The sequence below is a fragment of the Marinobacter sp. AL4B genome (genome assembly GCF_019916045.1).
In the GTDB taxonomy this organism is placed as follows: domain Bacteria; phylum Pseudomonadota; class Gammaproteobacteria; order Pseudomonadales; family Oleiphilaceae; genus Marinobacter.
In genome coordinates, this window is record NZ_JAILWZ010000013.1 from 49,548 (window position 1) to 69,172 (window position 19,625).

Here is a 19,625-nt window from a genome sequence, read left to right on the forward strand (position 1 = left end):
TTCCCCCTACTATTTAATCTAGTCTGCCTATCAGGGCTTGGCAACGAGGTTGCAGCTTGCGCACGCCTCAGTGATGCCCACCCGGCCCATGGGCATGCCCGTGAGCAAGCTCGTCCGCATCGGCATCGCGTACTTCGATGATCTCGATATCGAAGGTGAGCGTTCTACCCGCCATCGGGTGATTGGTGTCCACATCCGCAAACTTGAGGCCGACCTTGGCAACCACCACATGGCGCGGGCCCTGCTCGGTTTGAACTTGAGCGACCATGCCTTTCTTCCAGCGTTTGGCCCCCATCAAGTGCTTCACCGGCACTCGTTGAATGGCATCCGGCTTGCGCGGCCCATAGGCTTTCTCCGGCGTGATGGTTACGCTGAAGACTTCACCCGTCTCACGACCTTCAAGGGCTTCTTCCAAGCCCTGAATAACACCTCCATGACCATGCAGATAGGCATTCGGTTGGCCACCACGGGAAGTTTCAACAACCGTTCCTTCCTCATCACGGACACTGTAGTGAAACAAAACCACCTGATTCTTTTCGATTGGCATAGCGCCCTCTAAGACGATTAAAAGTACGCCATTATAGCCGGCTGAGGCGCTGATTCTAGAACCGTAAAACCAAAACAGGTCTACTTTCACGGCCTGTCGCAGCCTCTCGCCTTATGCAATAATGATATAACAGTAAATCAAACAGACACTATCGTAAGGCAGCACAATCATGACAAGGATTGCATTGTTCACGCTTGTTTCGGCACTAATGACGGGTTGCGGAGGCGGGGGGAGCGGAGACGACCCGGGCAAAATCGAGGAGGGTACCCCTCCGGATTCGGGCTCCTCTGACGGCAGCGATGATAACGATAACGCCACTCCAAGTGATGAAATCACCTTACTTGAAGGCACTTGGAACAAGCAATGCGGACCCGTTAAAGGCGAAGTGCACCACGATATCGTGACGATAACCTTCACCCGCGGCACCTTCAGCACCAGTATCGAGAACTACATCGATAGCGGCTGCATGGTGCCATTACCGGAGGCTCCGAACCCTACCTCATCAGGCTACTTCACTTTGGGTGCGGATGTTGTATTGGGTTCTGGCATCACCGCTACCGAGCTGGATTCGCATGTTACACGATACAATGGCGCCGACTGGGAGATCGACGAATACACGATCGTCTACATCGAGAATAACATTCTCTACACCGGCGAAGGTGATGGCGAATCGCCAGCGCAGCGGCCAACCAGCCTCGACTATGACCGTCCATTCGATCGAGTGAACTAGATTACTTGCTCAAAACCGCGAAGGGAATCATCCCTTCCGGCAGAGAGCTAAAGCACGTTTCGGGGCTGCCCCCGGCTGTGGTCGTAGGATAGTTGATTCTCCGATTCCACCGGGTTTTCCGGCGCCGACTCATACTTCTCCTCAGAACGGCCAATCACCGAGGTAACCACCAGATCTCCGGTGACATTCATGGCGGTGGCGCCCATTCCCACGAGTGCATCAATCGATACCAGTAAGGCCACAGTTTCAATCGGCAGCCCCACCTGTGCGAACACCGTTGCAATCATGACGATACCGGCACCCGGCACACCGGCAGTACCTATCGAAGCCAGAGTGCCGATCAGCACAATTTCCAGCATGGTGACAAAGTCCAGCGGCACGCCCACCACATTGGCCGCGAAAACAGCGGAAATGGCAATGCGGATAGCCGCGCCATCCATATTGATGGTGGCCCCCAGCGGCAAGCTGAAACCGTAGATGCGCTGGGGAATCCCCATACGGCTAGCGGCGTTCAGAGTCAGAGGCAGCGTCCCGGAACTGCTCTGGGTGGCAAAGGCCGTGGCCACCGGTGCCCTAGCCTCACGAATGAAGCCCGCCAGATTCACGCCATTCAGGCGCATCAAAACCCCATAGAGCAGGAGCTGCACCGCCAGAGCGATGTACAGCACCATGACCATATCGCCAAGCGCCAATATCGTGGCCACACCCTGCTCACCGGCGGTACTGGCAACAATCGCAAACACGCCAATCGGCACGTATTGAAGAACCCCAGACATCACTTTCATGGTGACATCGTTCAGGCCAGATACCACGTCGTACACTTTATCTGCAGCTTCACTGTGAGCGTCAGACTCGCGCAGCTTCAGCAGCGCCACACCAAACACAATTGCGGTAAAAATAATCCCCAGCAGGTTCGGCTTGGCAAAGGCCTCTACAATATTGGCGGGCACAATGTTCAACAGTACCTGAACAAAGCCCGGGTTCTCCGGCACCTCGACGGTGGCCGACGACGATAATTCCAGACCAATACCGGGTTCGAAGAAGGACGCCACCGTCAGCCCCACCGCAATGGCCAGCGCCGAAGTCAGCACATAGAAACCCAGCAGCTTCCGGCCGACACGCCCCATACTGGAAAGGTTGGCTTGGTTGATGCCCACCATCAGGGTAAACAGCACAATCGGCACGATCAGAAACTTCAAGAGCTTCAGCAGCAGCTCCCCGAACGGGTTCAACCATTCGGCCACCACCGGCCCGCCGACAAGGCCAACCACCAAACCTAGAACCAGCGCGATACCAATGCGCAGCACCAGCGAAGAATTCAGATAAACATCCAATACAGCTTTCATAGGGGCTCCCGTTAAACCCTGGCCCGTTAATGAGCAAGCGATTAAATACGTAAGGCGGAGGATTCTCGTCAGCAACTGACTATGGGTAAACCGGTATTCCCACGTACGTTACTCACAGATGCTGTGGATAACATTGTTGGGAACCTAGGGTTAAACCGCCATCAGCCTTGTGGCCCAAGGGCTCGAGGAATCTGATGCAAAAATAGCCTATACATGGAGGCTATATGGATATAGAGAATCCGTCTCAGCAGGAACAGCATGGCATAGATCCTGGAACGACAACACGCTACACCTCTAGGCTTCAAGGCGGGAGATCCTCAAGATAGTATGAAACGTATACTGATTGGGTTTTGACCACCCATCAATGCATCCAGTTCGAGGTACCAAAGGAATGATCAAGCCCCTCCGATGGCTCATCAGAACCACCGTCTTCTTGTTGGTTCTGCTGGCAGGCCCCGCATTGATTGCGGCCTGCAGTAGTCAGTCTAGCCAGAGCTGGCGTGACACCGATCGCTCCAGCGCAGGCATTGCGCCACTGCCCGGCGCGACCGAAGAAGCCATTGTTCAGGTTTATGGTGCCCGGGCGTATAACTGGCGCGGCCATTTTGCGGTCCATACCTGGATTGCGACCAAAGAGCGCGGAGCATTCACCTACGAGGTTCACGATGTCACTGGCTGGGGTTATAAAGCGGTGCGGTCCCGCCCCGGTGAGCCGGATACCGCCTGGTATGGCAACCCGCCGAAGTTGCTGGCCGATATCCGTGGTGAGAAAGCGGTGGCCGCCATCACCAATATCCGGGCAGCTATCGACGCCTACCCCTACGCGAATGAATACAAAGCCTGGCCCGGGCCCAACAGCAACACCTTTGTAGCCTGGGTAATCCGGCAGGTACCCGAACTCGATGTTGCGCTGCCCAACATTGCTATCGGAAAAGACTATCTCGCTGACGGAGTATTTGCGAAAGCGCCCAGCGGTTCGGGCTACCAGCTCTCCCTCAATGGTTACTTCGGCCTTATGGCGAGTATCCGGGAAGGGGTTGAACTGAACATCCTCGGCCTCAACGTTGGCATCGACCCCCTGGCTTTGGCCGTCAAATTGCCCGGAATCGGGCACATTGGCCTGCGCGATCCGTGGATGGATCGCTCAACGTGGCACAAAGCCCCGATGATGGAACAGGTTTCAGCTCCCTCTACGTTAATTTATGATTGAAAAACTCAATGGTACGTTGCCACGCAAGCTCTGCATTTGCTTCATCATATCGAGCTGTCGAGTCATTATGAAAACCATGGTGAGCGCCTTCATACATGTGCATCGTATATTCCACATTATTCGCGTCTAGGCCCCGCTCGTACTCAGGCCATGTATCGTTAACCCGCTTATCGAGCTCACCCAGTTGGATCAAGAGCGGCGCTTTAATGTTTTTGCGTAAGTTTTCAGCTGCGGGCGTACCATAAAAAGGCACGCCCGCGTTAAGAAGGTTTGGATCAACCGCGGCCAAGTAATTGACAACATAGCCACCAAAACAAAAACCAACGGCACCTAACTTACCGTTGCTGTTAGGGTGCGACTTTAAAAAGTGTGCGGCGGCCACAAAATCGTTTTGGATTTTCGCCTGATCCATCGTTTTTTGCATCGCACGGCCTTCATCATCGTTACCCGGGTAGCCCCCTAAAGGGAATAACGCATCCGGTGCAAAGGCAATAAAACCCACTTTAGCCAGTCGCCTCGCCACATCTTTGATATAAGGGTTCAAACCCCGATTTTCGTGTACCACCAAGACAACAGGAAGCTTACCGCTCACATTGCTCGGAACAACGAGATAGCCCCTGCCCTTGCCATGCCCATCAGGCGAATCAAATTCCTCGTACGTTGCTTTTATATCTTCGTCATTAAACGATACCTGCTCGGCGCGGGCATAATCAGGCAATAAAACAGAGGTTAATACGCTAATAGAAAAACCAAGAACAGCTAAGCCACTGAGCTTGCGCATAAAAGTGCGTCGATCGATTAACCCATGCGCATATTCATCGTACCAATCGAATGCTTCTTGAGGGATATGATCTGATCTTGGCGTATTCATAACTGATCCTCGATTTTGAAACGATCACTGTTTCTGCACCAAAACGTAACAACACTCATGTTGACTCGATAGCCAACTCATTAACGACTACCTTTCAAACGCACGATAGCTCCGCCTTATTCACGTGCCCTCGCTGAGTATAGACGACCAAGCCTCGTCGGGCGGCTGAACTCAACGCTGTCACGAATTTTACCCACAAAACCTGTGGATAACTGTGTTGGGAACCTAGGGTTAACCGCACATAAGCCCCGTGTCACAGGGGCTCGGGGGATTTGGTGCAAAAACGGGCGATATGGACATAGTGAATTCGTCTCAGCAAGGGCAGTCTGGCCGGGATCGGGAACATGCCAAGCCGCTGCCGGTCAAACCGAACAACCGGGAAGATAAACGTGCCGCTGGAGTAAAGCCTCCCGCCCTTCGAGGAAACCGACATGACCAAACTACTGGCACTCTTCACCTTCGCTCTCTGTATGGCCACCGGCGCATTGGCGGCCGAACCCGCCGTTTACACGGGCTTGCTGAGCAATACGGGAGCAGGTGGCTACGACACGGTGAGCTACTTCGCAGCGGGACGAGCCACAAAAGGTTCGAGCGACTACACCACTGTGTTTCAGGGTGCGACCTGGCGCTTCGCGAACGCAGAAAACCTGGCACTTTTTGAGGCCAACCCGGAACGCTTTGCACCCGTTTATGGAGGTTATTGTGCCTGGGCGGTCGCCCAGGGCTACCTTGCTAAAGGTGATCCACAACACTGGACCATCCGGAACGACCGCCTGTACCTAAACTACAGCCAGTCTATTCAGGACCGATGGCTGAAGAACCCCGATGGGTTCATTCAGCAAGCGAACGCCAATTGGCCAAGCGTTCTGGAAAAGTGAACTCGTAGCGTCTAGCTATTCGAACGCTTCGAGGTACCAGCCCAAAAAGAAAAACAAAAACATCAGAACCGCATAAACAGTGAAAGGCACGATGACCCACAACTTCAAGGAGAGAGGTAAAGGTTCGCTTTCGTCACCCATTCTGGATTCGATGCGAGGCCCTATTCGTGGAATGTGTCGAAAAACTACGAAAGCGTATACGTGCATCACTCTCATCCATCGACCAATGGGACCATTGCCCCAAATACTGCGAATTTCATCCAACTGTTTGCCTGGTGTCGCTATCCGACGCTCCACTTCCTTTGTTTTTCCAAAGAACAGAGTAACCATCAATAGAAGCAGAACAAAACCAACGCCCAGAGAAGCCACAAATACGACTTCCGCCAATAATCTTAACGTTTCGTCACTCATGAATAGACCTTCTCAGGATTTCGGCTGCAGCCTCACCGCGCGCCGCGCCAACCTGTCCCCCAAATGCAGCACCAGCACCGCCCACAATCACCGCGCACGCTATTGCTCCGATACCTGCAGAAGTAACACCAAAGGCTAAACAGCCATATGAAGCACCCGCTCCAATAGCACCGCCCACCATCGAGCCCACAAGCTTTCCACCTTCCGAATAAGAAACAACTTGGCACGCCTGATCATCTCCCGCAGTACATGCCTCACGAATTTTCAGCGCGGACATGGAGACATCCAGAGTAATCCCGAGATACCCCACATTACGAACATACTTCGCCCCCTTAGCCACCCTGTCATAATGCGTGGCGTACCCGGGTATGTCGCCAATCCCAGCCGACTTCCAGCTATTCACAATACTTTTCGCCGACAACCCCAGCGCTCGCTTCAACTTGGCATCGTCATCCAGCGACATACCCTTTCGGGCCACGCTTCCCAAAGCAAAATCCAACTCTTTGAAGAGTGCCCGCCGTTTTTCGAAGAACTCGGGATGGTTGAGGTGGCCGTGTTTGCGGTAACTATCTTGGTGGAGCCCTTCAATGTTCTTCAACGTCTTCTCAATACTGCCAATCTGCTTAGAAACCATCACCGCGCCCGCACCCATCCCCGCCGAACCGGTTGAGGTAATCGCCTCCAACAAGTCGTAATACTTAACGAGAAACTCCGCCTCGCCCTGCTCCAGCGACCTTACCTGAGCGTTTACCCGCGCAGCCACCTCCATCAACTCCGCTTCTTTTTGAGTGCATTCCGTGCCGTCAGGGTCACCCAAAACAATCATCTCACCGGGCAGCACCTGCGCGCCAAGATCCGGATTCAGCCAGTCAAAACTGTTCGGTTTTGCTGAGGCATCGCCGTACAAGGCACTTAACAATTCTGTTTTGCTTACGGGTGTCTGCACGACATGAAAGCCTGGCTCTATCTCGGGCTTGGTCTGAACATTAGCGGGAGCGGCAGTCTGGGTTGACCCGTCCACACTGGATGCCGCCGGCCCACCTGCGACAGGTTTACCCACGCTACTCCCCGTACCATTGGCCTTTGGTGATTGAGAGATAGCACTGCCAGAGTTACTAGCAGGAGATGCAGCCAGCGAAACAGCCTTTGACGGCGTTGGGGAAACCCCTGAAAACGACGCAGGTGAATGGGTATCACCAATAACAACACTGCCACTGCCGATGGTGACACCACCACAAGAGATTGCACCACCAGTCACCGCAGCAGGCATGCCATTAACCAGTACCGTTGCTGAACCTGCAGCAACAGCACGTGGATGAGGAGGGTGTTTTGGTTTGGAATGCGGTGCGAGAGGGTCACCAACACGGGCGACAGGTTTGCCATCAATTAAGACATCTGGAGAGCCAGCAATCACCGGCGTGGGTGGAAACCCTTGGTGGTCTGATCCCAGATCACCCAATAATACAACTTGCTTGCTCATTCTCGGTTCCTTCTGTCCTTGAAGAATCATTCAGCTTTGTTTGCGTCGCCGTCACTGGCAATCGAGCAAGACATGGTAAACAAAGCCCTATGAATCCCCAATACGAACCGGACACTTAATAACAATAATGTGACCTCAATTCACCGACGCTGCGATGCACTTTACCCACAAAAGCTGTGGATAACTGTGTTGGGAAGCTAGGGTTAACCGTGCATAAGCCCCGTGTCACAGGAGCTCTGGGAAATTGATGCTAAAACAGGCAAGTCTACTTGCAATGGATTTTCGGCTATCTCACGGAGAGGGCTGAAGAATTAGCTGACCTGTCGCATTTCAGCAGTTGCCCTTCTTCGCCTGGCCTGGTGGGCAGAAATGGCCACGAGACTTCCGGTGAGACCCGCGATCGTCGTAGTCATAACGACGGCGATCATAATCACGATCGTGTTCACTGTGGTCTTTGGTGGTAATGGCTGCTCCCGTTGCCGCACCTACAGCGCCGCCGAGAATAGCGCCATCTCTGCCACTTACCTCGTTGCCGATGGCAGCCCCAATTGCTCCTCCAATACCGCCACCCAGCGCGGCATCGGCGGTGTCATCGGCAACGGCTCCCAATGAGGCCGCGCTCAGAGACAAAAAAACGAGCAGTGATTTCATGTTCATGATGTAAACCCCATGGTTCAGGTGGTCTGACACGCCCGATACGACAGGCTGGAGAACCGTTTCTCCAGCGCCTCATCAGGCACTTGTCAGTTTTTGAACCATTCGAGATTATCAAACATACACGAGAGGTCGAACTTACCTTTTGTTTATATTTCAATGGGTTACGAATATTTAACAGATGCCTTTCGATTGCAGCCACTGATTAATCTGCGCCTGATTCATGGCACCACTTTGGCGGGCGACTTCCCGGCCGTTCTGAAACAGAATCAGAGTGGGTATGCTGCGAATCGCAAACTGACCGGCCGGCCCAGGCGCTTGTTCGGTGTTCAGCTTGGCAAAGCGCACTTTGCCGTTCCAGTCTTTCGCGGCCTGCTCGAACTGGGGAGCCATCGCTTTACACGGGCCACACCAGCTGGCCCAGAAGTCCACCAGCACGGGCACATCGCTGCGTTTTGTATGGGCAGCAAAGCTCTGTTCCGCCAACTCCAGAACTTGGTCCGGCCACAGCGGTTGTTTGCAGGCTCCACAATTGCCGCCGGATGACAACTTCTCGGCCGGTACACGGTTCACTTTGTGGCAATGGGGGCATACCAAGTGTCGAACGTTCGTCATGATGCATCTGCCTCTGATGGGTTAGTTAAAGGAATAATCAGGGCATAAGAAGAGAAATCAAGCAACGCGATAAGCGGCGAACGCGAACTGGACGAACGCACTGGAATAGTTACATCGCAGCGTCCAGCTCATCGATTGCTTTACTAAGCACCTTTACAGACTCACCGTGCTTACCCTGGTTGTGCAGCGACTGCCCCCTATCCCGGAGTTCCTTGATTCGGGTTTCCGTTGCACTGTCCAGTTGAACCATCTTAAGTTGTTCATCAATCCTGTGCATCAGCGTAGGACAATGGCTGGCGAAAACGCTGCTTGCAAAAAACACCGTGAATAACAGAATCGCAAGATAACGCATCATAGCTCCCCCTTTATTCACACGCCCTTGTTGAGTATAGACGACCAAACCTAGCCGGGTGGCTTGGTAACGTCATCAATAGTTGGCCGCAGTTCGACACGATAAATTGGCCGCTCCGGTCGCAAAGCGGACATTCTAATTAGGGCATAACGAATTTTAAGCGGCGCCTGCGGAGCGCAGCTTAGTAGGGGTACGGCCACCTCTTTGATTCCACGCATACGCCGATCAGCAAGGCGGAAGCCGAGGTCTGGGCTACCGCAGCAATGGAGCTGTGGCGCTGGGTCTATGGCGGCGGAAAAGTGCTGCCGGGGCTGGTTTTCAAACGTGTTGCAGAGGCAAAACTGCTCGATCAATGAACTGCTAAATTTCTCCCGAGTCACGCAACATCTTACTGGCTCAGGCACCATAGCGCGTGTACAAATTAAATCATTTGCAGGAAATCAAGGCTGCTGTCCCTGGCAATCAATGTCGCCCGTATTTTCATCAGATCGGCTCGGAGTGAGCGCATCCCCTCGCTCCGCGTAGCGCTTGGCCATCACCGCGCACACGAACAGCTGAAGCTGGTGATAGAACATGATGGGCAGTACCAGCACGCCCATGGCGGGGTTGCCTGCAAATAGCAGCTTGGCCATGGGCACACCCGAGGCTAGCGTCTTCTTGGAGCCGCAGAACACGGCCACGATCTCGTCCTCGACCGGAAAGTTCAGGGTCTTGGCAATGCGCTTGGTCAGCCACAGGAATGGGAACAAGAACAGGCATACGCCCACGGTCGTCATCACTATCAGGCTAAGGCCATGCTGGCTCCAAAAGCCATCGGCCACCGAGTCGCTGAACGCGCTCAGCACCAGCAGCAGGATCACGGTGCGGTCGACCTTGGTCGTCCACGCTTTGATCTTCTGGAACCACGCGCCCACCACCGGGCGCAACAACTGACCCAGCACGAAGGGCAGCAGCAGCATCTGTGCCACCCTGAGCATGGTATCGCCCACGTCCATGGCTTGGCCGTCGGCCGCACCACTGAACACCAGACTGGCCAGCAGCGGGGTCAGCACCACGCCCAGCAAGGTCGACAAACTGGCGTTGAGCACGGCCGCCGCCACGTTGCCGCGCGCCAGCGCTGTCATCGCCACAGACGATGACACCGTGGATGGCAGCACCGCCAGGTAGAAGAAGCCCAGCAGCAAGTCATGCGGTATGAAGCGGCCCACCAGCGCATTGAGCAACAGCCACCACAGCGGAAAGAGCGCAAAGGTGCTGAGCTGCACCATCAGGTGCAGCTTCCAGCGCGATGCCCCATGCTTGAGGCTGTCGGTGCTCAGGCCCATGCCGTGCAGGAAGAAGATCAGGAAGATGCCGATGTTGCCCACCACGTCCAGGCGCAGCAGACCACCTGTGCGGCCTAGGTCCGGGGCGATGGAGGCCAGCGCCACCGCTCCCACCATGCCGATCAAGAACCAGTCGGCTGCGCCGCCCTGGTGCTTGCGGCTCGCCATGCGCGCGCCTGCCATTTGTTTCAACGATTTCAACACCTTCACCATCTCGATCTCATCAAATCATCCAATCAAATGGAACGGTCGCACCCGCAGTGCAGGCGCGACCGTTCACATTCACATGATGGCCCTCGGACGGGGCCCGCGCTCACCTCGATGCCAAGCGCTCCTTGGCCAGCTTCGTGCCTTCGGCCAGGGCTTGCAGCTTGCGCTCCGCCACCTCACGCGGCATGGGCGCCATGCCACAGTTCGTGCAGGGAAACAGTCGCTCTTTGGGCACGAACTGCAATGCCTGGGCGATGGCGTCAGCCACTTCCGCGGGCGTCTCGACCACATCGCTGGCCACATCGATCACGCCGACCAGGACGTCCTTGCCCTTCAGCAACTTGAGTAGCTCAAGCGGCACATGCGAATGCATGCACTCCAGGCTTACCTGGTCGATGCGGCTCTTGGCCAGCGCGGGAAACACCAGTTCGTACTGACGCCATTCTTCGCCTAAGGTGCTCTTCCAGTCAGTGTTGGCCCGGATCCCGTAGCCATAGCAGATGTGCACCGCACTCCTGCAGGTCAGGCCCTGCGCCGCACGCTCGAGCGCCTTCACACCCCAGTCGTCGGCATCCTTCATGTAGACATTGAAGGCGGGCTCGTCGAACTGGATGACGTCCACGCCATCAGCCTGCAGCGCCAGCGCCTCCTGGTTGAGCAACTCGGCAAAAGCAAATGCCAGCTTGACCTTATCCCCGTAGAAGCGGTCAGCCACCGTGTCGACGATGGTCATCGGGCCAGGCAGGGTGAACTTGAGTTTCTTCTTCGTGTGTGCGCGCGCCAGTTGCGCCTCGAAGGCGTGCACGCGGCCCTTCATGCGCAGCTTTGATACCACCTGCGGCACCATCGCGTCGTAGCGGTTGTCGCGGATGCCCATCTTCACTTTATTGTCGAAGTCGATGCCCTCGACCTGCTCCAGAAAACCGTGCACGAAGTGCTGCCGAGATTGTTCGCCGTCGCAAACGATGTCCAGACCGGCGTCTTCCTGGGCCTTGATCCACAACAGGGTCGCGTCGGCCTTGGCCTGGATGAGTGCGTCGCCTTCAGCCGCCCATTTTGGCCAGAGCTTGTTGGTTTCAGCCAGCCAGGCGGGCTTGGGCAGGCTGCCGACGATGGAAGTCTCAAACATGGAGGATTCCTTATAAGGTAAATAGTGGTCAGATCAATGCGCGGCTTCGGCGGCCCATTGCTCAAGTATGTGCTGGTGCGGCTTGATGAACTGCTCTTGCGTAAATTTGCCCTGCTTGACGGCCAACTGGCTGCGCTCCGCCCGGTCATAGACGATCTGCGTCAACGAGCAATCGTCACGATTCAGGCTTGGGTGATAAACCTGCCCTGCCACGGAGTTGGCGTTGTAGATCTCGGGACGGTAGATGCGCTGGAAAGCTTCCATCGTGCTGATGGTACCGATCAGCTCGAGATCCGTGTAATCGCTCAGCAAGTCGCCAAAGAAATAAAAGGCCAAGGGGGCCACGCTCTTGGGCGGCATGAAAAAGCGAACCTGCATCCCCATTTTCGCGAAGTATTGATCGGTCAAGGACAGCTCGTTTTGCTGGTACTCCACGCCCAGGATGGGGTGATGATTGACCGTGCGCCGGTAGGTTTTGCTGGTCGACACGCTCAGACAAACGACTGGAAGCTTGCTGAAGCGTTCTTGGTAGGCACTGGAGTTAACGAAGTGCTTGAAAAGCGTGCCATGCAGGACGCCAAAGTTGTCGGGGAGGCTGAACTCGGCCCGGTCGGCGTTGTGCTCGGGCAGCACGACGCTGAAGTCGTAATCACGCACATACGACGAGAAGTTATTGCCCACGATGCCGTCGATACGCCGGTTCAACTTCTTATCGACGATGTGGGTCTTCAAGATCTCGAAAGAGGGAAATGCCGCGTCGGTCTGCACACCAATATCCAGCTCGACGGAGATGATCTCCAGCTCAACGGCGTAGCGATCACCGGCGGGGTTGTCCCAATGCGCCAGGTCGTTGAAACGGTTGTCGATCATCTTCAGCGTTCTGCGCAGGTTTTGCTGCCGACTCTCTCCACGGGCTAGGTTGGCAAAATTAGTCGTCAGGCGAGTATTGTCCGACGGGACATAGTGCTCATCGAAACGGATGCTCTTGAGGCTATAAGTAAAATCTGTATTCATGACTATTCTCAAAACGGATTAACTGAATAAATGACGATGGATGTTTCAGACAGCCAGTGGGCGTTCAGCGTTGGAGGAAATGCTGTGTTGCGTCAGTTCTAACAGGGGCAATGCCCGTTGAACCGCCAACCTGGCTCGCGCGATCACGGACTCGTCGCTCAGGCGGCGACCCACGAAATCCTTGTCGGTGGCGTAGACGCCCAGGGGCAACGTGCGTGCTTGGAAAAAGCTGAACAGCGGCCGCAGTTGGTGGTCGATTACCAGGGCGTGGCGCTCGCTACCGCCATTGGAGGCCAGCAACACCGGCGTGTCGAACAGGGCCTCTTGCTCAATGAGGTCGAAGAAGTGTTTGAACAGGCCCGTGTACGAACCACGGAAAACCGGGCTGACGACGACCAGTACATCGGCCTGCTCGGCCGATGCCAACGCCTGTTCCACAGAGGCAGGTACCTGAGTGCGCCAGACCGAGCCGGTGAGTTGTGGCGCTATCAACCCCAAATCGACCAAGTGCGGTAGGCACGACACCTGGTCAGCAATTAAGTCAAGCAGGTGCTGGGCCAGGCCTGCCGATTTGGAGGGGCTTTGAAGTCCGCCGGAAACCGCCACGACGCGAAGTGGACGTGTCATTTTGGCGTCCAGGTCAGCCGGCCAGGTCGACGCAGCTTGGTGAGCCAGCCCCTCAGCCTCCGGTAAATTCGAGTTTTTAGACAGTGTCATAGCCGCTCCGATGCATTCAAAAAAACAATGGAGGCCATTCTTCCGACCTGAATCAATGAAGTAAAATGGTATTAATTCAGCAATCCATGAATAGGATTCATCGAATGCTTGAGCGCTTTGGGCACCATCTACGCGTTGTCTACCGTCGGCAACGACACGGCAGGTGCGTTCACGCGATTGATCGCCCAGAGCTTGAACAGTTAGTCCATCTGATCGAGTAGCCAAACTGGCCAACTTATATTTCCCATAACACGGCTGAACTCAAAGCTGCCACGAACTTTACTCACAAAAGCTGTGGATAACTGTGTTGGGAACCTAGGGTTAACCATTCATAAGCCACGTACCCCAAGGGCTCGGGAAAGTTGATGCAAAAATGGACGATGCACAGCCAAATAGAAATAAAGGCCTACCTACAGCGGCGAATTACGGCCCTATCCACAAAGCAGCACTGGACACGTAAACTGACCCATCAACTGCAGTAAAAGCCGAGGGTCACATGACAACACCAAAACGCATCTACCTCGCCGGCCCCGAAGTGTTCTTCCCCGCCGAAGAACACAAGGCCATCGTGGCCGAGAAAAAACGTATTCTTCAGGGAGCCGGGTATGAAGGCGTAGACCCGCTGGACACCGCCCTGGCGTTTTCAGAAAACGACGCCAAACCCGAACGCGGCCAACGAATCTACCAGGCCAACCGCGAACTGATGAACAGCTGCGATGCCATCATTGCCAACCTCACCCCCTTTCGGGGCATCAGCGCAGACCCGGGCACCGTGTTTGAAGTCGGCTACATGATTGGCCAGGGCAAACCCGCTTTCGGGTTTACTCTAGACAGCCGGAACTATCGCGACCGCACCGGCGCGACCGACCAAGACGAACATGGCCACGCCATTGAGGACTTCGAAATGGGCGATAACCTGATGATCGAGGGCGGCATCCGCGAATCCGGTGGCCAACTGTTCGTGGCGCAGCAGCCAAGCGAACACCGGTATTTCTCGGCGGAGCTGTTTCGCAACTGCGTGCGAGCACTGGCCCATGCCTGAACCAACTCCCCTTCAAACCCTGCTAGACACCCTCCCCCAACGCGGCCGCGTGGAGTGGATTGGCATCCGCCCCGCACGTGGAGAGCCCATGCAGGCAATCGAGCGCGTGTCGATCACCCCGGGCACGGGCCTGGAAGGTGACCGATTCGCTGGGCGCGAAACCAGCAAACGCCAAGTCACCCTGATACAGCAAGAACACCTCCACACCATTGGCTCCTTCCTACAGCGAGAAGCCATCGAACCCGGGGTGTTCCGGCGCAACATCGTAGTCTCTGGCCTGAACCTGCTGGCGCTGAAGGGCAAAACGTTCCGGATAGGCGGCGTGGTGCTGGAATACACCGGCCAATGCCACCCCTGCAGCAAGATGGAGACAACGTTTGGACCCGGTGGCTATAACGCCATGCGCGGGCACGGCGGCATTACCGCGAGAGTGGTTAAAGGGGGCAAGGTATCACTGGGCGACGAGGTGAAGGCATTGCTCTCTGCTTAACTAGCCTCAACAACGACCTAGCGAACGAGAGGGTAAGCCGCCCTCACCTGCCCCATCACAATCCTAGCATCTTCCGGTTTTAAGCCATTTTTGCGTAACTGCGGCATGACCATAGCGCCCACGTTCTGGCAGCGCGACGGATCAATTCCGTGTTTCGTGAAGATATCGGCAAGAGCCTGCGGCTTAGCATCTGGATTGGCTTTGATCAGGTTGCCGATTTCGATGGCACAGGCTTGCTCGGTGGGGTCGGTGTTTTGTTTGCTGCGCCAGATTAGGAAGGCGGTGATGGCGACGAAAATGGCGAGGATTAGGAATTTCATAGAAAATTCATTATTGGGCTTTTTTATTGGGGGGGCTCGGTCCGTAAAGGTCCTATGTCCGCTTCTCGACCTTGCGCGCTCCTAGTCGCACTTCCCCTTAATATTGCCAACGAACAAGTTGGCGCCATTGAAAGGCCCCAAACCATTCATTGACTTGGTATAAATAACCTTCCCTTTTTCTGGGTAGACAGCCCAAGTTTCAATCGTCGATGCCCCCTTATCTTCCGCGTCCACACAGAGTACTGTATATTTTCCAGTTTGAGTACAGCTCATGTTGTTCGGCGTAATACTACTTCCCCGACCGTCAATTTCTACAACAAACTTTCTCGAACTAACCCCATCATCTGAGAACTCGTACTCATAGGCTTCCCGAGTAGAAAACCCTTTTAAATCACCAACCACATAACAGTCGGAAAATGCGATGGTGGGCACGAAAAAAAAGAACAAAATGGCCAGCCCCACGTGATCTCCTCTCAGTTAACGCCGCGCTCTGCGGCAAAATTGGAGCGAAGCGGAAATTTGTCCGACAGCAGCACCTTGTTATAAGCAGCACCATCCCATTCATAGCCTCTATCTATTCTTGAATAGGATGAATCAAGCCGCGCGCTCGCCACCTATTACCATTTACCAAAGACTCGAACAACACTCCATTGGACAGCTCCAAATTATCCGCATGGTCTGTCACGACAATTTGTGGGCTAAAGCCGTTATCCAACTCAAGTTCATTACAGTAGATCGAAAGCCTGCTAAATAGGTTTTCAACAGCTTTTATATCTTCATCGATGGGTCTTTCTATCTTTGTTCGCTGTTTTTCTTCCTGACTCTTTTGCTCATCAAAGCTCTCAGCAGTATCACGGTTAAAGTTGGGAAAATACACTTGCGTCGGCTGATCTAAAAACAATATCGATGGGATGGAACATTCATCAGCGAGCTCAGCAAAATACTTATGCAATGCTAAAAACAACGTAATATGGCAGTATAGCCAATTTGCGCCGCTGCCCATTGACCTCAAATAGACTTTCTCTTCTTCCTGTAAGTGATATAAATCGAATGTTTCAAAAGAGAAACGTAGGTTAATGGGCAGGTAGCTTTTTTCAAACTCAAAGTGTTTTCCGATCTCAGCCATATATCTATTTACTTTAGCCGATGCTTCTTCTAACCCTTTTTGTACATTGTATGCTTTAAGGGATTCACTAATACCATAGAGTTGTTTGCTTGTCTCTTTGATGCTCTTCTCAAGCTCCGCATCGTCAGCCATATCGAGGGTATCAAGAAGCGCAAAAAGTTTTGCCTTCTGCATAACAATACTTTCATATAGGCTCTTTTGTTCTGTTAGGTTCTTCTCTGTTTTCTCAATCTCTGATATTTGCTGATTTAGCTCTGCAAGTGTTTTACTTAAAACCTCAGTAGAACGCTGTACATCGACTAAAGACGACTCAAACTTTGCTTTCATCGGGCGAGCTTGAGCAAGATTTCCAGATACTTTAGTGATAGCTTGGTGAAGGTTTTCAGCGCTTTGGCGCAAGCTATCTTTTTCAGTATGACAAAAAGGACAAACAGCAGCAGCGATATGCACATCCTTTGGTGATTTAAACTGCTTTACGTTAACAACGAACCGTTCTTCTTCTTGAATATGCTTTTTAATCGACGAAGCTTGCCGCTGCAGCTTCCTTAATTCTGCCGCTTGTTGATTACGCGCAAGTTTCAGCTGATCGTAGCGACGTGTCATAGCATCAGAATTATAGTCAATTTTCTCAGAAACTATGATGCCATCAAGTTGCTCTTTAGCATCTTGAGGGTGGCGAAGCACCTTATCCAATGATAAAGGGTCATCTTTAAACCCCATCAAAGCGTAGAGTTGTCTTAAAACTGGTCCGACTTTTTGTTTGTAACTTTCGGACGCACGTTTATTAGTTTCCTTTTGGCGCTCTAAGCGTCGAATTTCTGCATTAAGTCGTTCTTGATCTTGTTTTAGATGAAAAAACTTTTGATCCACAAGCCCTAAAAAAATCTTAGTATGCTCAATAGCTTGGTCTCGCTTCTCTTTCTCGTCAAACCGATAAAATAACGCATGCTTATTGGCTACAAGGTTCTGATGTTGAAGCATAAACGATGAAAAGCTACGGACAGAGGGTGTAGGTGCTTTCTGGTTAAATCTACGATTGGCTCTCGCTGCCAAAGATTCATCAACATCATCTATATCTAAGAAAAAGCCCCGTAAGTGCTTTTTAAATTCGTCCAATGGGCGAAAATAGCTGGAACTGAAGTAGTCTCGGTCAATTTCTGTCGTATTGAATGCCTCAACACGACGAAAAAAAGCTTTTGTCGCAATATCAGGATCACGAGCAATCACCATATCTTGTTCATTAACAGCGAGCGCTACATAGTAAATGGCGGCGCTGGTGGTAATAACGCCTTTAGGGATGGTGTTTTCACCACTGCCAAAGCAGTAATCAAAAATTTCAATTAAGGCACTTTTACCTGTTGATGACTTACCAGTAACAACATTAAGTCCAGCTTTAAAATTAACAGGGTGTTTGTTCCCTTTTTTATCAATCACACCAATTTCATGTATAAGTGTTTTCATCGTGGCTTCACTCCTAAAAACGCATATATTTCAACCACTGTGTGACCACCAAATAATCGACCTAATTTTTCTGCGCTTTTTTTATGGACAAAGACAGCATCAGCCCCGTCACCTTTACCAAGGGACAGCTGTTGCTCATTAATCGATACCCAGTCATTGATTAAGCAATATTGAATGCATTGCTCTGTCAAGGCTTGAAACCCGTCAATTCGCTCTTGAAGATCATAAAGTTTTGCACGGTCGTCAAAAACTGTCCATATTGAGCTTCGCTTGTTTGAGTTCAAGAGCTTTTGACTGTAAATAGGGTGACTACACAGCGGGATTACCAACTGAGCTAGCAACAAACTATTTTCAGAGTCATCCAAATGTGTGTAAAACGAGGCCAGATATGGCCCATACTCAAACGGGTTGTACTTTAATTCGTATAGGGCGTCGACAATACTGCTCATGGCTCTACCTTCCACTTCAAATCTTGCTCGTCATCGTCCATAGCGTCGTGAATCAAGCCATTTCTAAAAACAGGGTCTGGGTTTGGGTAACCTTCAATGCCGAATGGTGTTTCGCTGGTTACTTGGTCATATAAATCTTGCGCTAGCTCCACTGGGCTACCTTTTTTTCGGCAAGCGCTACGATATTTTGCGGAAAATGTTCTAATCCACCTTTCTCGATATTGCCCAACCGCTTCCCTGAATTGCGGGTAGCCATTCAATTCTTCAATTAACGCATTTCTTAACTCTAACCAGCTACCTGTTGCCTCGGGCAGCACATCTTCATACTCTATTTCAATAATTTTTTTAGCGAATAATTCAGTAATATAGGCATCAACTTCGTCTTCAGTTGCATCTCTTGCGTCAAAATCTGGAATAGTAAATAACGTAGGCCCCCATTTTGCTGTTAGGGCTTCTCGCTTTTGGTCAAATGCTGTCTTATCGATAACCCATCTTGCGTAACTTGCTTGCTCGTAGATAAAGCCTATTAAACCTTCAGCAAATGCCTGTCTATTTGTATGCGGAATATAACCACTGAGCTTATTGAGGTAGGATTTTCTCAATGCATCTAAATCTGCCGATTCAACGTGCAGTACAGTTTTCTCTAGTACAGCTATCAAATTTTCATCATCAGCATTTAACATCAAAGCTTTCTGAAGTTTTATGATTTCCGATGGTTGTTCTGCGTCAAGCTGCTTATCACTACGATCGGAAAAAATATCCTTAAGCACTGACAAACGTTGCTCGGCTGTTTGTGTATTCCAATCCTTTAGCCGGGTGGTTGCCCCAAAAGGCTGAGTTGTATGCAGCACTAAAACGCCATATTGAGTATGGTCAAACTCTTGCGCCAACCAGTTCTTGAGTGTTTTCCAAAGATTCTCATGGTGGTCGGTAAGCGGTGCGGCATAATCTTTCACTTCAGTTTGAGTCGACGCCAAAGCATCTGGCGAAATCAGACTAACGTCACCGTCTTTTTCAAACCAAACCGACTGGCCTTCGTCAAGCGAGAAGCATTTATCCAAGCCGATTAGCACCTGGTAATGAAAGGCTAAGGCAGTTGTTAGCGCGGCATTTTTGCTTTGTCCTCCGCTCATACCTTTCAGCTCCTTATATCTTTTTATGAAAACTCATGGGTGACAAAACCAACAAAATTCGCTTCGATACATATTCGTACAATAGGCTCATCGACTTATAACGCTTGGCTTTGCT

At 52.4% G+C, this 19,625-nt stretch carries 23 protein-coding genes; 6 read left to right on the forward strand and 17 right to left on the reverse strand.

What is annotated here, in order from left to right; translation table 11 throughout:
* Positions 1 to 67 precede the first annotated feature (67 nt).
* Positions 68 to 547, reverse strand: coding sequence for a peptidylprolyl isomerase (locus K5L82_RS10510; RefSeq protein WP_133004716.1), 480 nt, complete (start codon positions 545 to 547; stop codon positions 68 to 70).
* 169 nt (positions 548 to 716) lie between these two features.
* On the opposite strand from K5L82_RS10510, the gene K5L82_RS10515 reads away from it, so the two are divergent.
* Positions 717 to 1,277 (forward strand): hypothetical protein, encoded by a 561-nt coding sequence (locus tag K5L82_RS10515; RefSeq protein WP_223134115.1) that lies wholly within the window; start codon positions 717 to 719, stop codon positions 1,275 to 1,277.
* Positions 1,278 to 1,324: 47 nt separating this feature from the next.
* Here the strand turns inward: K5L82_RS10515 and K5L82_RS10520 are convergent, their stop codons facing one another.
* Positions 1,325 to 2,623 carry a dicarboxylate/amino acid:cation symporter gene (locus tag K5L82_RS10520; RefSeq protein ID WP_223134116.1) on the reverse strand — a complete coding sequence of 433 codons (1,299 nt, stop codon included), beginning with the start codon at positions 2,621 to 2,623 and terminating at the stop codon, positions 1,325 to 1,327.
* A 391-nt stretch (positions 2,624 to 3,014) separates the two neighbouring features.
* On the opposite strand from K5L82_RS10520, the gene K5L82_RS10525 reads away from it, so the two are divergent.
* Positions 3,015 to 3,833 (forward strand): DUF3750 domain-containing protein, encoded by an 819-nt coding sequence (locus tag K5L82_RS10525; protein ID WP_223134117.1) that lies wholly within the window; start codon positions 3,015 to 3,017, stop codon positions 3,831 to 3,833.
* Here K5L82_RS10525 and K5L82_RS10530 read toward each other — a convergent pair.
* Positions 3,814 to 4,704 (reverse strand): dienelactone hydrolase family protein, encoded by an 891-nt coding sequence (locus K5L82_RS10530; RefSeq protein WP_223134118.1) that lies wholly within the window; start codon positions 4,702 to 4,704, stop codon positions 3,814 to 3,816. The genes K5L82_RS10525 and K5L82_RS10530 overlap by 20 nt on opposite strands.
* Before the next feature lie 431 nt (positions 4,705 to 5,135).
* Between K5L82_RS10530 and K5L82_RS10535 the strand changes: the two genes are divergently transcribed.
* Positions 5,136 to 5,582 carry a YHS domain-containing (seleno)protein gene (locus K5L82_RS10535; RefSeq protein ID WP_223134119.1) on the forward strand — a complete coding sequence of 149 codons (447 nt, stop codon included), beginning with the start codon at positions 5,136 to 5,138 and terminating at the stop codon, positions 5,580 to 5,582.
* A gap of 15 nt (positions 5,583 to 5,597) precedes the next feature.
* Here the strand turns inward: K5L82_RS10535 and K5L82_RS10540 are convergent, their stop codons facing one another.
* From K5L82_RS10540 to K5L82_RS10560, 5 genes are all read right to left on the reverse strand, one after another.
* Positions 5,598 to 5,993 carry a hypothetical protein gene (locus K5L82_RS10540; RefSeq protein WP_223134120.1) on the reverse strand — a complete coding sequence of 132 codons (396 nt, stop codon included), beginning with the start codon at positions 5,991 to 5,993 and terminating at the stop codon, positions 5,598 to 5,600.
* Positions 5,986 to 7,473: a type VI secretion system PAAR protein gene (locus K5L82_RS10545; RefSeq protein ID WP_223134121.1), complete on the reverse strand. Its 1,488-nt coding sequence runs from the start codon at positions 7,471 to 7,473 to the stop codon at positions 5,986 to 5,988. Before K5L82_RS10545 ends, K5L82_RS10540 begins: the two co-directional genes overlap by 8 nt.
* Positions 7,474 to 7,803: 330 nt before the next feature.
* Complete coding sequence (locus K5L82_RS10550; protein ID WP_223134122.1) at positions 7,804 to 8,130, reverse strand: hypothetical protein; 327 nt, start codon at positions 8,128 to 8,130, stop codon at positions 7,804 to 7,806.
* 171 nt (positions 8,131 to 8,301) lie between these two features.
* Positions 8,302 to 8,742 carry a thioredoxin TrxC gene (gene trxC / locus K5L82_RS10555; protein WP_223134123.1) on the reverse strand — a complete coding sequence of 147 codons (441 nt, stop codon included), beginning with the start codon at positions 8,740 to 8,742 and terminating at the stop codon, positions 8,302 to 8,304.
* 109 nt (positions 8,743 to 8,851) lie between these two features.
* Positions 8,852 to 9,097: a hypothetical protein gene (locus K5L82_RS10560; protein WP_223134124.1), complete on the reverse strand. Its 246-nt coding sequence runs from the start codon at positions 9,095 to 9,097 to the stop codon at positions 8,852 to 8,854.
* A gap of 221 nt (positions 9,098 to 9,318) precedes the next feature.
* On the opposite strand from K5L82_RS10560, the gene K5L82_RS16810 reads away from it, so the two are divergent.
* Positions 9,319 to 9,450, forward strand: a complete 132-nt coding sequence (locus K5L82_RS16810) for a glycoside hydrolase family protein (RefSeq protein ID WP_410505864.1) — start codon at positions 9,319 to 9,321, stop codon at positions 9,448 to 9,450.
* Between the two features lie 84 nt (positions 9,451 to 9,534).
* Here the strand turns inward: K5L82_RS16810 and K5L82_RS10565 are convergent, their stop codons facing one another.
* The 4 genes from K5L82_RS10565 to msuE form a co-directional block, all read right to left on the reverse strand.
* A complete protein-coding gene (locus K5L82_RS10565) occupies positions 9,535 to 10,629 on the reverse strand; it encodes a bile acid:sodium symporter family protein (RefSeq protein WP_410505865.1) in 1,095 nt (364 codons plus the stop codon).
* 103 nt (positions 10,630 to 10,732) lie between these two features.
* On the reverse strand, positions 10,733 to 11,758 hold the full coding sequence (locus K5L82_RS10570) for a methionine synthase (protein ID WP_223134126.1): 1,026 nt from the start codon (positions 11,756 to 11,758) through the stop codon (positions 10,733 to 10,735).
* Positions 11,759 to 11,791: 33 nt separating this feature from the next.
* On the reverse strand, positions 11,792 to 12,772 hold the full coding sequence (locus K5L82_RS10575; RefSeq protein WP_223134127.1) for a DUF1852 domain-containing protein: 981 nt from the start codon (positions 12,770 to 12,772) through the stop codon (positions 11,792 to 11,794).
* Between the two features lie 45 nt (positions 12,773 to 12,817).
* Positions 12,818 to 13,399 carry an FMN reductase gene (gene msuE, locus K5L82_RS10580; RefSeq protein WP_262492687.1) on the reverse strand — a complete coding sequence of 194 codons (582 nt, stop codon included), beginning with the start codon at positions 13,397 to 13,399 and terminating at the stop codon, positions 12,818 to 12,820.
* Between the two features lie 586 nt (positions 13,400 to 13,985).
* On the opposite strand from msuE, the gene K5L82_RS10585 reads away from it, so the two are divergent.
* Positions 13,986 to 14,531: a nucleoside 2-deoxyribosyltransferase gene (locus K5L82_RS10585; RefSeq protein WP_223134129.1), complete on the forward strand. Its 546-nt coding sequence runs from the start codon at positions 13,986 to 13,988 to the stop codon at positions 14,529 to 14,531.
* Positions 14,524 to 15,021 carry an MOSC domain-containing protein gene (locus K5L82_RS10590; RefSeq protein ID WP_223134130.1) on the forward strand — a complete coding sequence of 166 codons (498 nt, stop codon included), beginning with the start codon at positions 14,524 to 14,526 and terminating at the stop codon, positions 15,019 to 15,021. The genes K5L82_RS10585 and K5L82_RS10590 overlap by 8 nt, the downstream gene beginning before the upstream one ends.
* A 17-nt stretch (positions 15,022 to 15,038) precedes the next feature.
* Here K5L82_RS10590 and K5L82_RS10595 read toward each other — a convergent pair whose 3' ends face one another.
* From K5L82_RS10595 to K5L82_RS10615, 5 genes are all read right to left on the reverse strand, one after another.
* On the reverse strand, positions 15,039 to 15,341 hold the full coding sequence (locus K5L82_RS10595) for a hypothetical protein (protein ID WP_223134131.1): 303 nt from the start codon (positions 15,339 to 15,341) through the stop codon (positions 15,039 to 15,041).
* An 81-nt stretch (positions 15,342 to 15,422) separates the two neighbouring features.
* Complete coding sequence (locus tag K5L82_RS10600) at positions 15,423 to 15,803, reverse strand: hypothetical protein (protein WP_223134132.1); 381 nt, start codon at positions 15,801 to 15,803, stop codon at positions 15,423 to 15,425.
* Positions 15,804 to 15,915: 112 nt separating this feature from the next.
* Positions 15,916 to 17,928: a DUF3732 domain-containing protein gene (locus K5L82_RS10605; RefSeq protein ID WP_223134133.1), complete on the reverse strand. Its 2,013-nt coding sequence runs from the start codon at positions 17,926 to 17,928 to the stop codon at positions 15,916 to 15,918.
* Positions 17,925 to 18,377, reverse strand: coding sequence for a three component ABC system middle component (locus K5L82_RS10610; RefSeq protein ID WP_223134134.1), 453 nt, complete (start codon positions 18,375 to 18,377; stop codon positions 17,925 to 17,927). Before K5L82_RS10610 ends, K5L82_RS10605 begins: the two co-directional genes overlap by 4 nt.
* On the reverse strand, positions 18,374 to 19,510 hold the full coding sequence (locus tag K5L82_RS10615; protein WP_223134135.1) for an adenylate cyclase: 1,137 nt from the start codon (positions 19,508 to 19,510) through the stop codon (positions 18,374 to 18,376). Before K5L82_RS10615 ends, K5L82_RS10610 begins: the two co-directional genes overlap by 4 nt.
* Between the last annotated feature and the right edge of the window lie 115 nt (positions 19,511 to 19,625).

Excerpts from the sequence above, each read along its gene's own strand:
- K5L82_RS10510 (WP_133004716.1), bottom strand. The coding sequence starts at position 547 with ATGCCAATCGAAAAGAATCAGGTGGTTTTGTTTCACTACAGTGTCCGT.
- K5L82_RS10515 (WP_223134115.1), top strand. The coding sequence starts at position 717 with ATGACAAGGATTGCATTGTTCACGCTTGTTTCGGCACTAATGACGGGT.
- K5L82_RS10520 (WP_223134116.1), bottom strand. The coding sequence starts at position 2,623 with ATGAAAGCTGTATTGGATGTTTATCTGAATTCTTCGCTGGTGCTGCGC.
- K5L82_RS10525 (WP_223134117.1), top strand. The coding sequence starts at position 3,015 with ATGATCAAGCCCCTCCGATGGCTCATCAGAACCACCGTCTTCTTGTTG.
- K5L82_RS10530 (WP_223134118.1), bottom strand. The coding sequence starts at position 4,704 with ATGAATACGCCAAGATCAGATCATATCCCTCAAGAAGCATTCGATTGG.
- K5L82_RS10535 (WP_223134119.1), top strand. The coding sequence starts at position 5,136 with ATGACCAAACTACTGGCACTCTTCACCTTCGCTCTCTGTATGGCCACC.
- K5L82_RS10540 (WP_223134120.1), bottom strand. The coding sequence starts at position 5,993 with ATGAGTGACGAAACGTTAAGATTATTGGCGGAAGTCGTATTTGTGGCT.
- K5L82_RS10545 (WP_223134121.1), bottom strand. The coding sequence starts at position 7,473 with ATGAGCAAGCAAGTTGTATTATTGGGTGATCTGGGATCAGACCACCAA.
- K5L82_RS10550 (WP_223134122.1), bottom strand. The coding sequence starts at position 8,130 with ATGAACATGAAATCACTGCTCGTTTTTTTGTCTCTGAGCGCGGCCTCA.
- trxC (WP_223134123.1), bottom strand. The coding sequence starts at position 8,742 with ATGACGAACGTTCGACACTTGGTATGCCCCCATTGCCACAAAGTGAAC.
- K5L82_RS10560 (WP_223134124.1), bottom strand. The coding sequence starts at position 9,097 with ATGATGCGTTATCTTGCGATTCTGTTATTCACGGTGTTTTTTGCAAGC.
- K5L82_RS10570 (WP_223134126.1), bottom strand. The coding sequence starts at position 11,758 with ATGTTTGAGACTTCCATCGTCGGCAGCCTGCCCAAGCCCGCCTGGCTG.
- K5L82_RS10575 (WP_223134127.1), bottom strand. The coding sequence starts at position 12,772 with ATGAATACAGATTTTACTTATAGCCTCAAGAGCATCCGTTTCGATGAG.
- msuE (WP_262492687.1), bottom strand. The coding sequence starts at position 13,399 with ATGACACGTCCACTTCGCGTCGTGGCGGTTTCCGGCGGACTTCAAAGC.
- K5L82_RS10585 (WP_223134129.1), top strand. The coding sequence starts at position 13,986 with ATGACAACACCAAAACGCATCTACCTCGCCGGCCCCGAAGTGTTCTTC.
- K5L82_RS10590 (WP_223134130.1), top strand. The coding sequence starts at position 14,524 with ATGCCTGAACCAACTCCCCTTCAAACCCTGCTAGACACCCTCCCCCAA.
- K5L82_RS10595 (WP_223134131.1), bottom strand. The coding sequence starts at position 15,341 with ATGAAATTCCTAATCCTCGCCATTTTCGTCGCCATCACCGCCTTCCTA.
- K5L82_RS10605 (WP_223134133.1), bottom strand. The coding sequence starts at position 17,928 with ATGAAAACACTTATACATGAAATTGGTGTGATTGATAAAAAAGGGAAC.
- K5L82_RS10610 (WP_223134134.1), bottom strand. The coding sequence starts at position 18,377 with ATGAGCAGTATTGTCGACGCCCTATACGAATTAAAGTACAACCCGTTT.
- K5L82_RS10615 (WP_223134135.1), bottom strand. The coding sequence starts at position 19,510 with ATGAGCGGAGGACAAAGCAAAAATGCCGCGCTAACAACTGCCTTAGCC.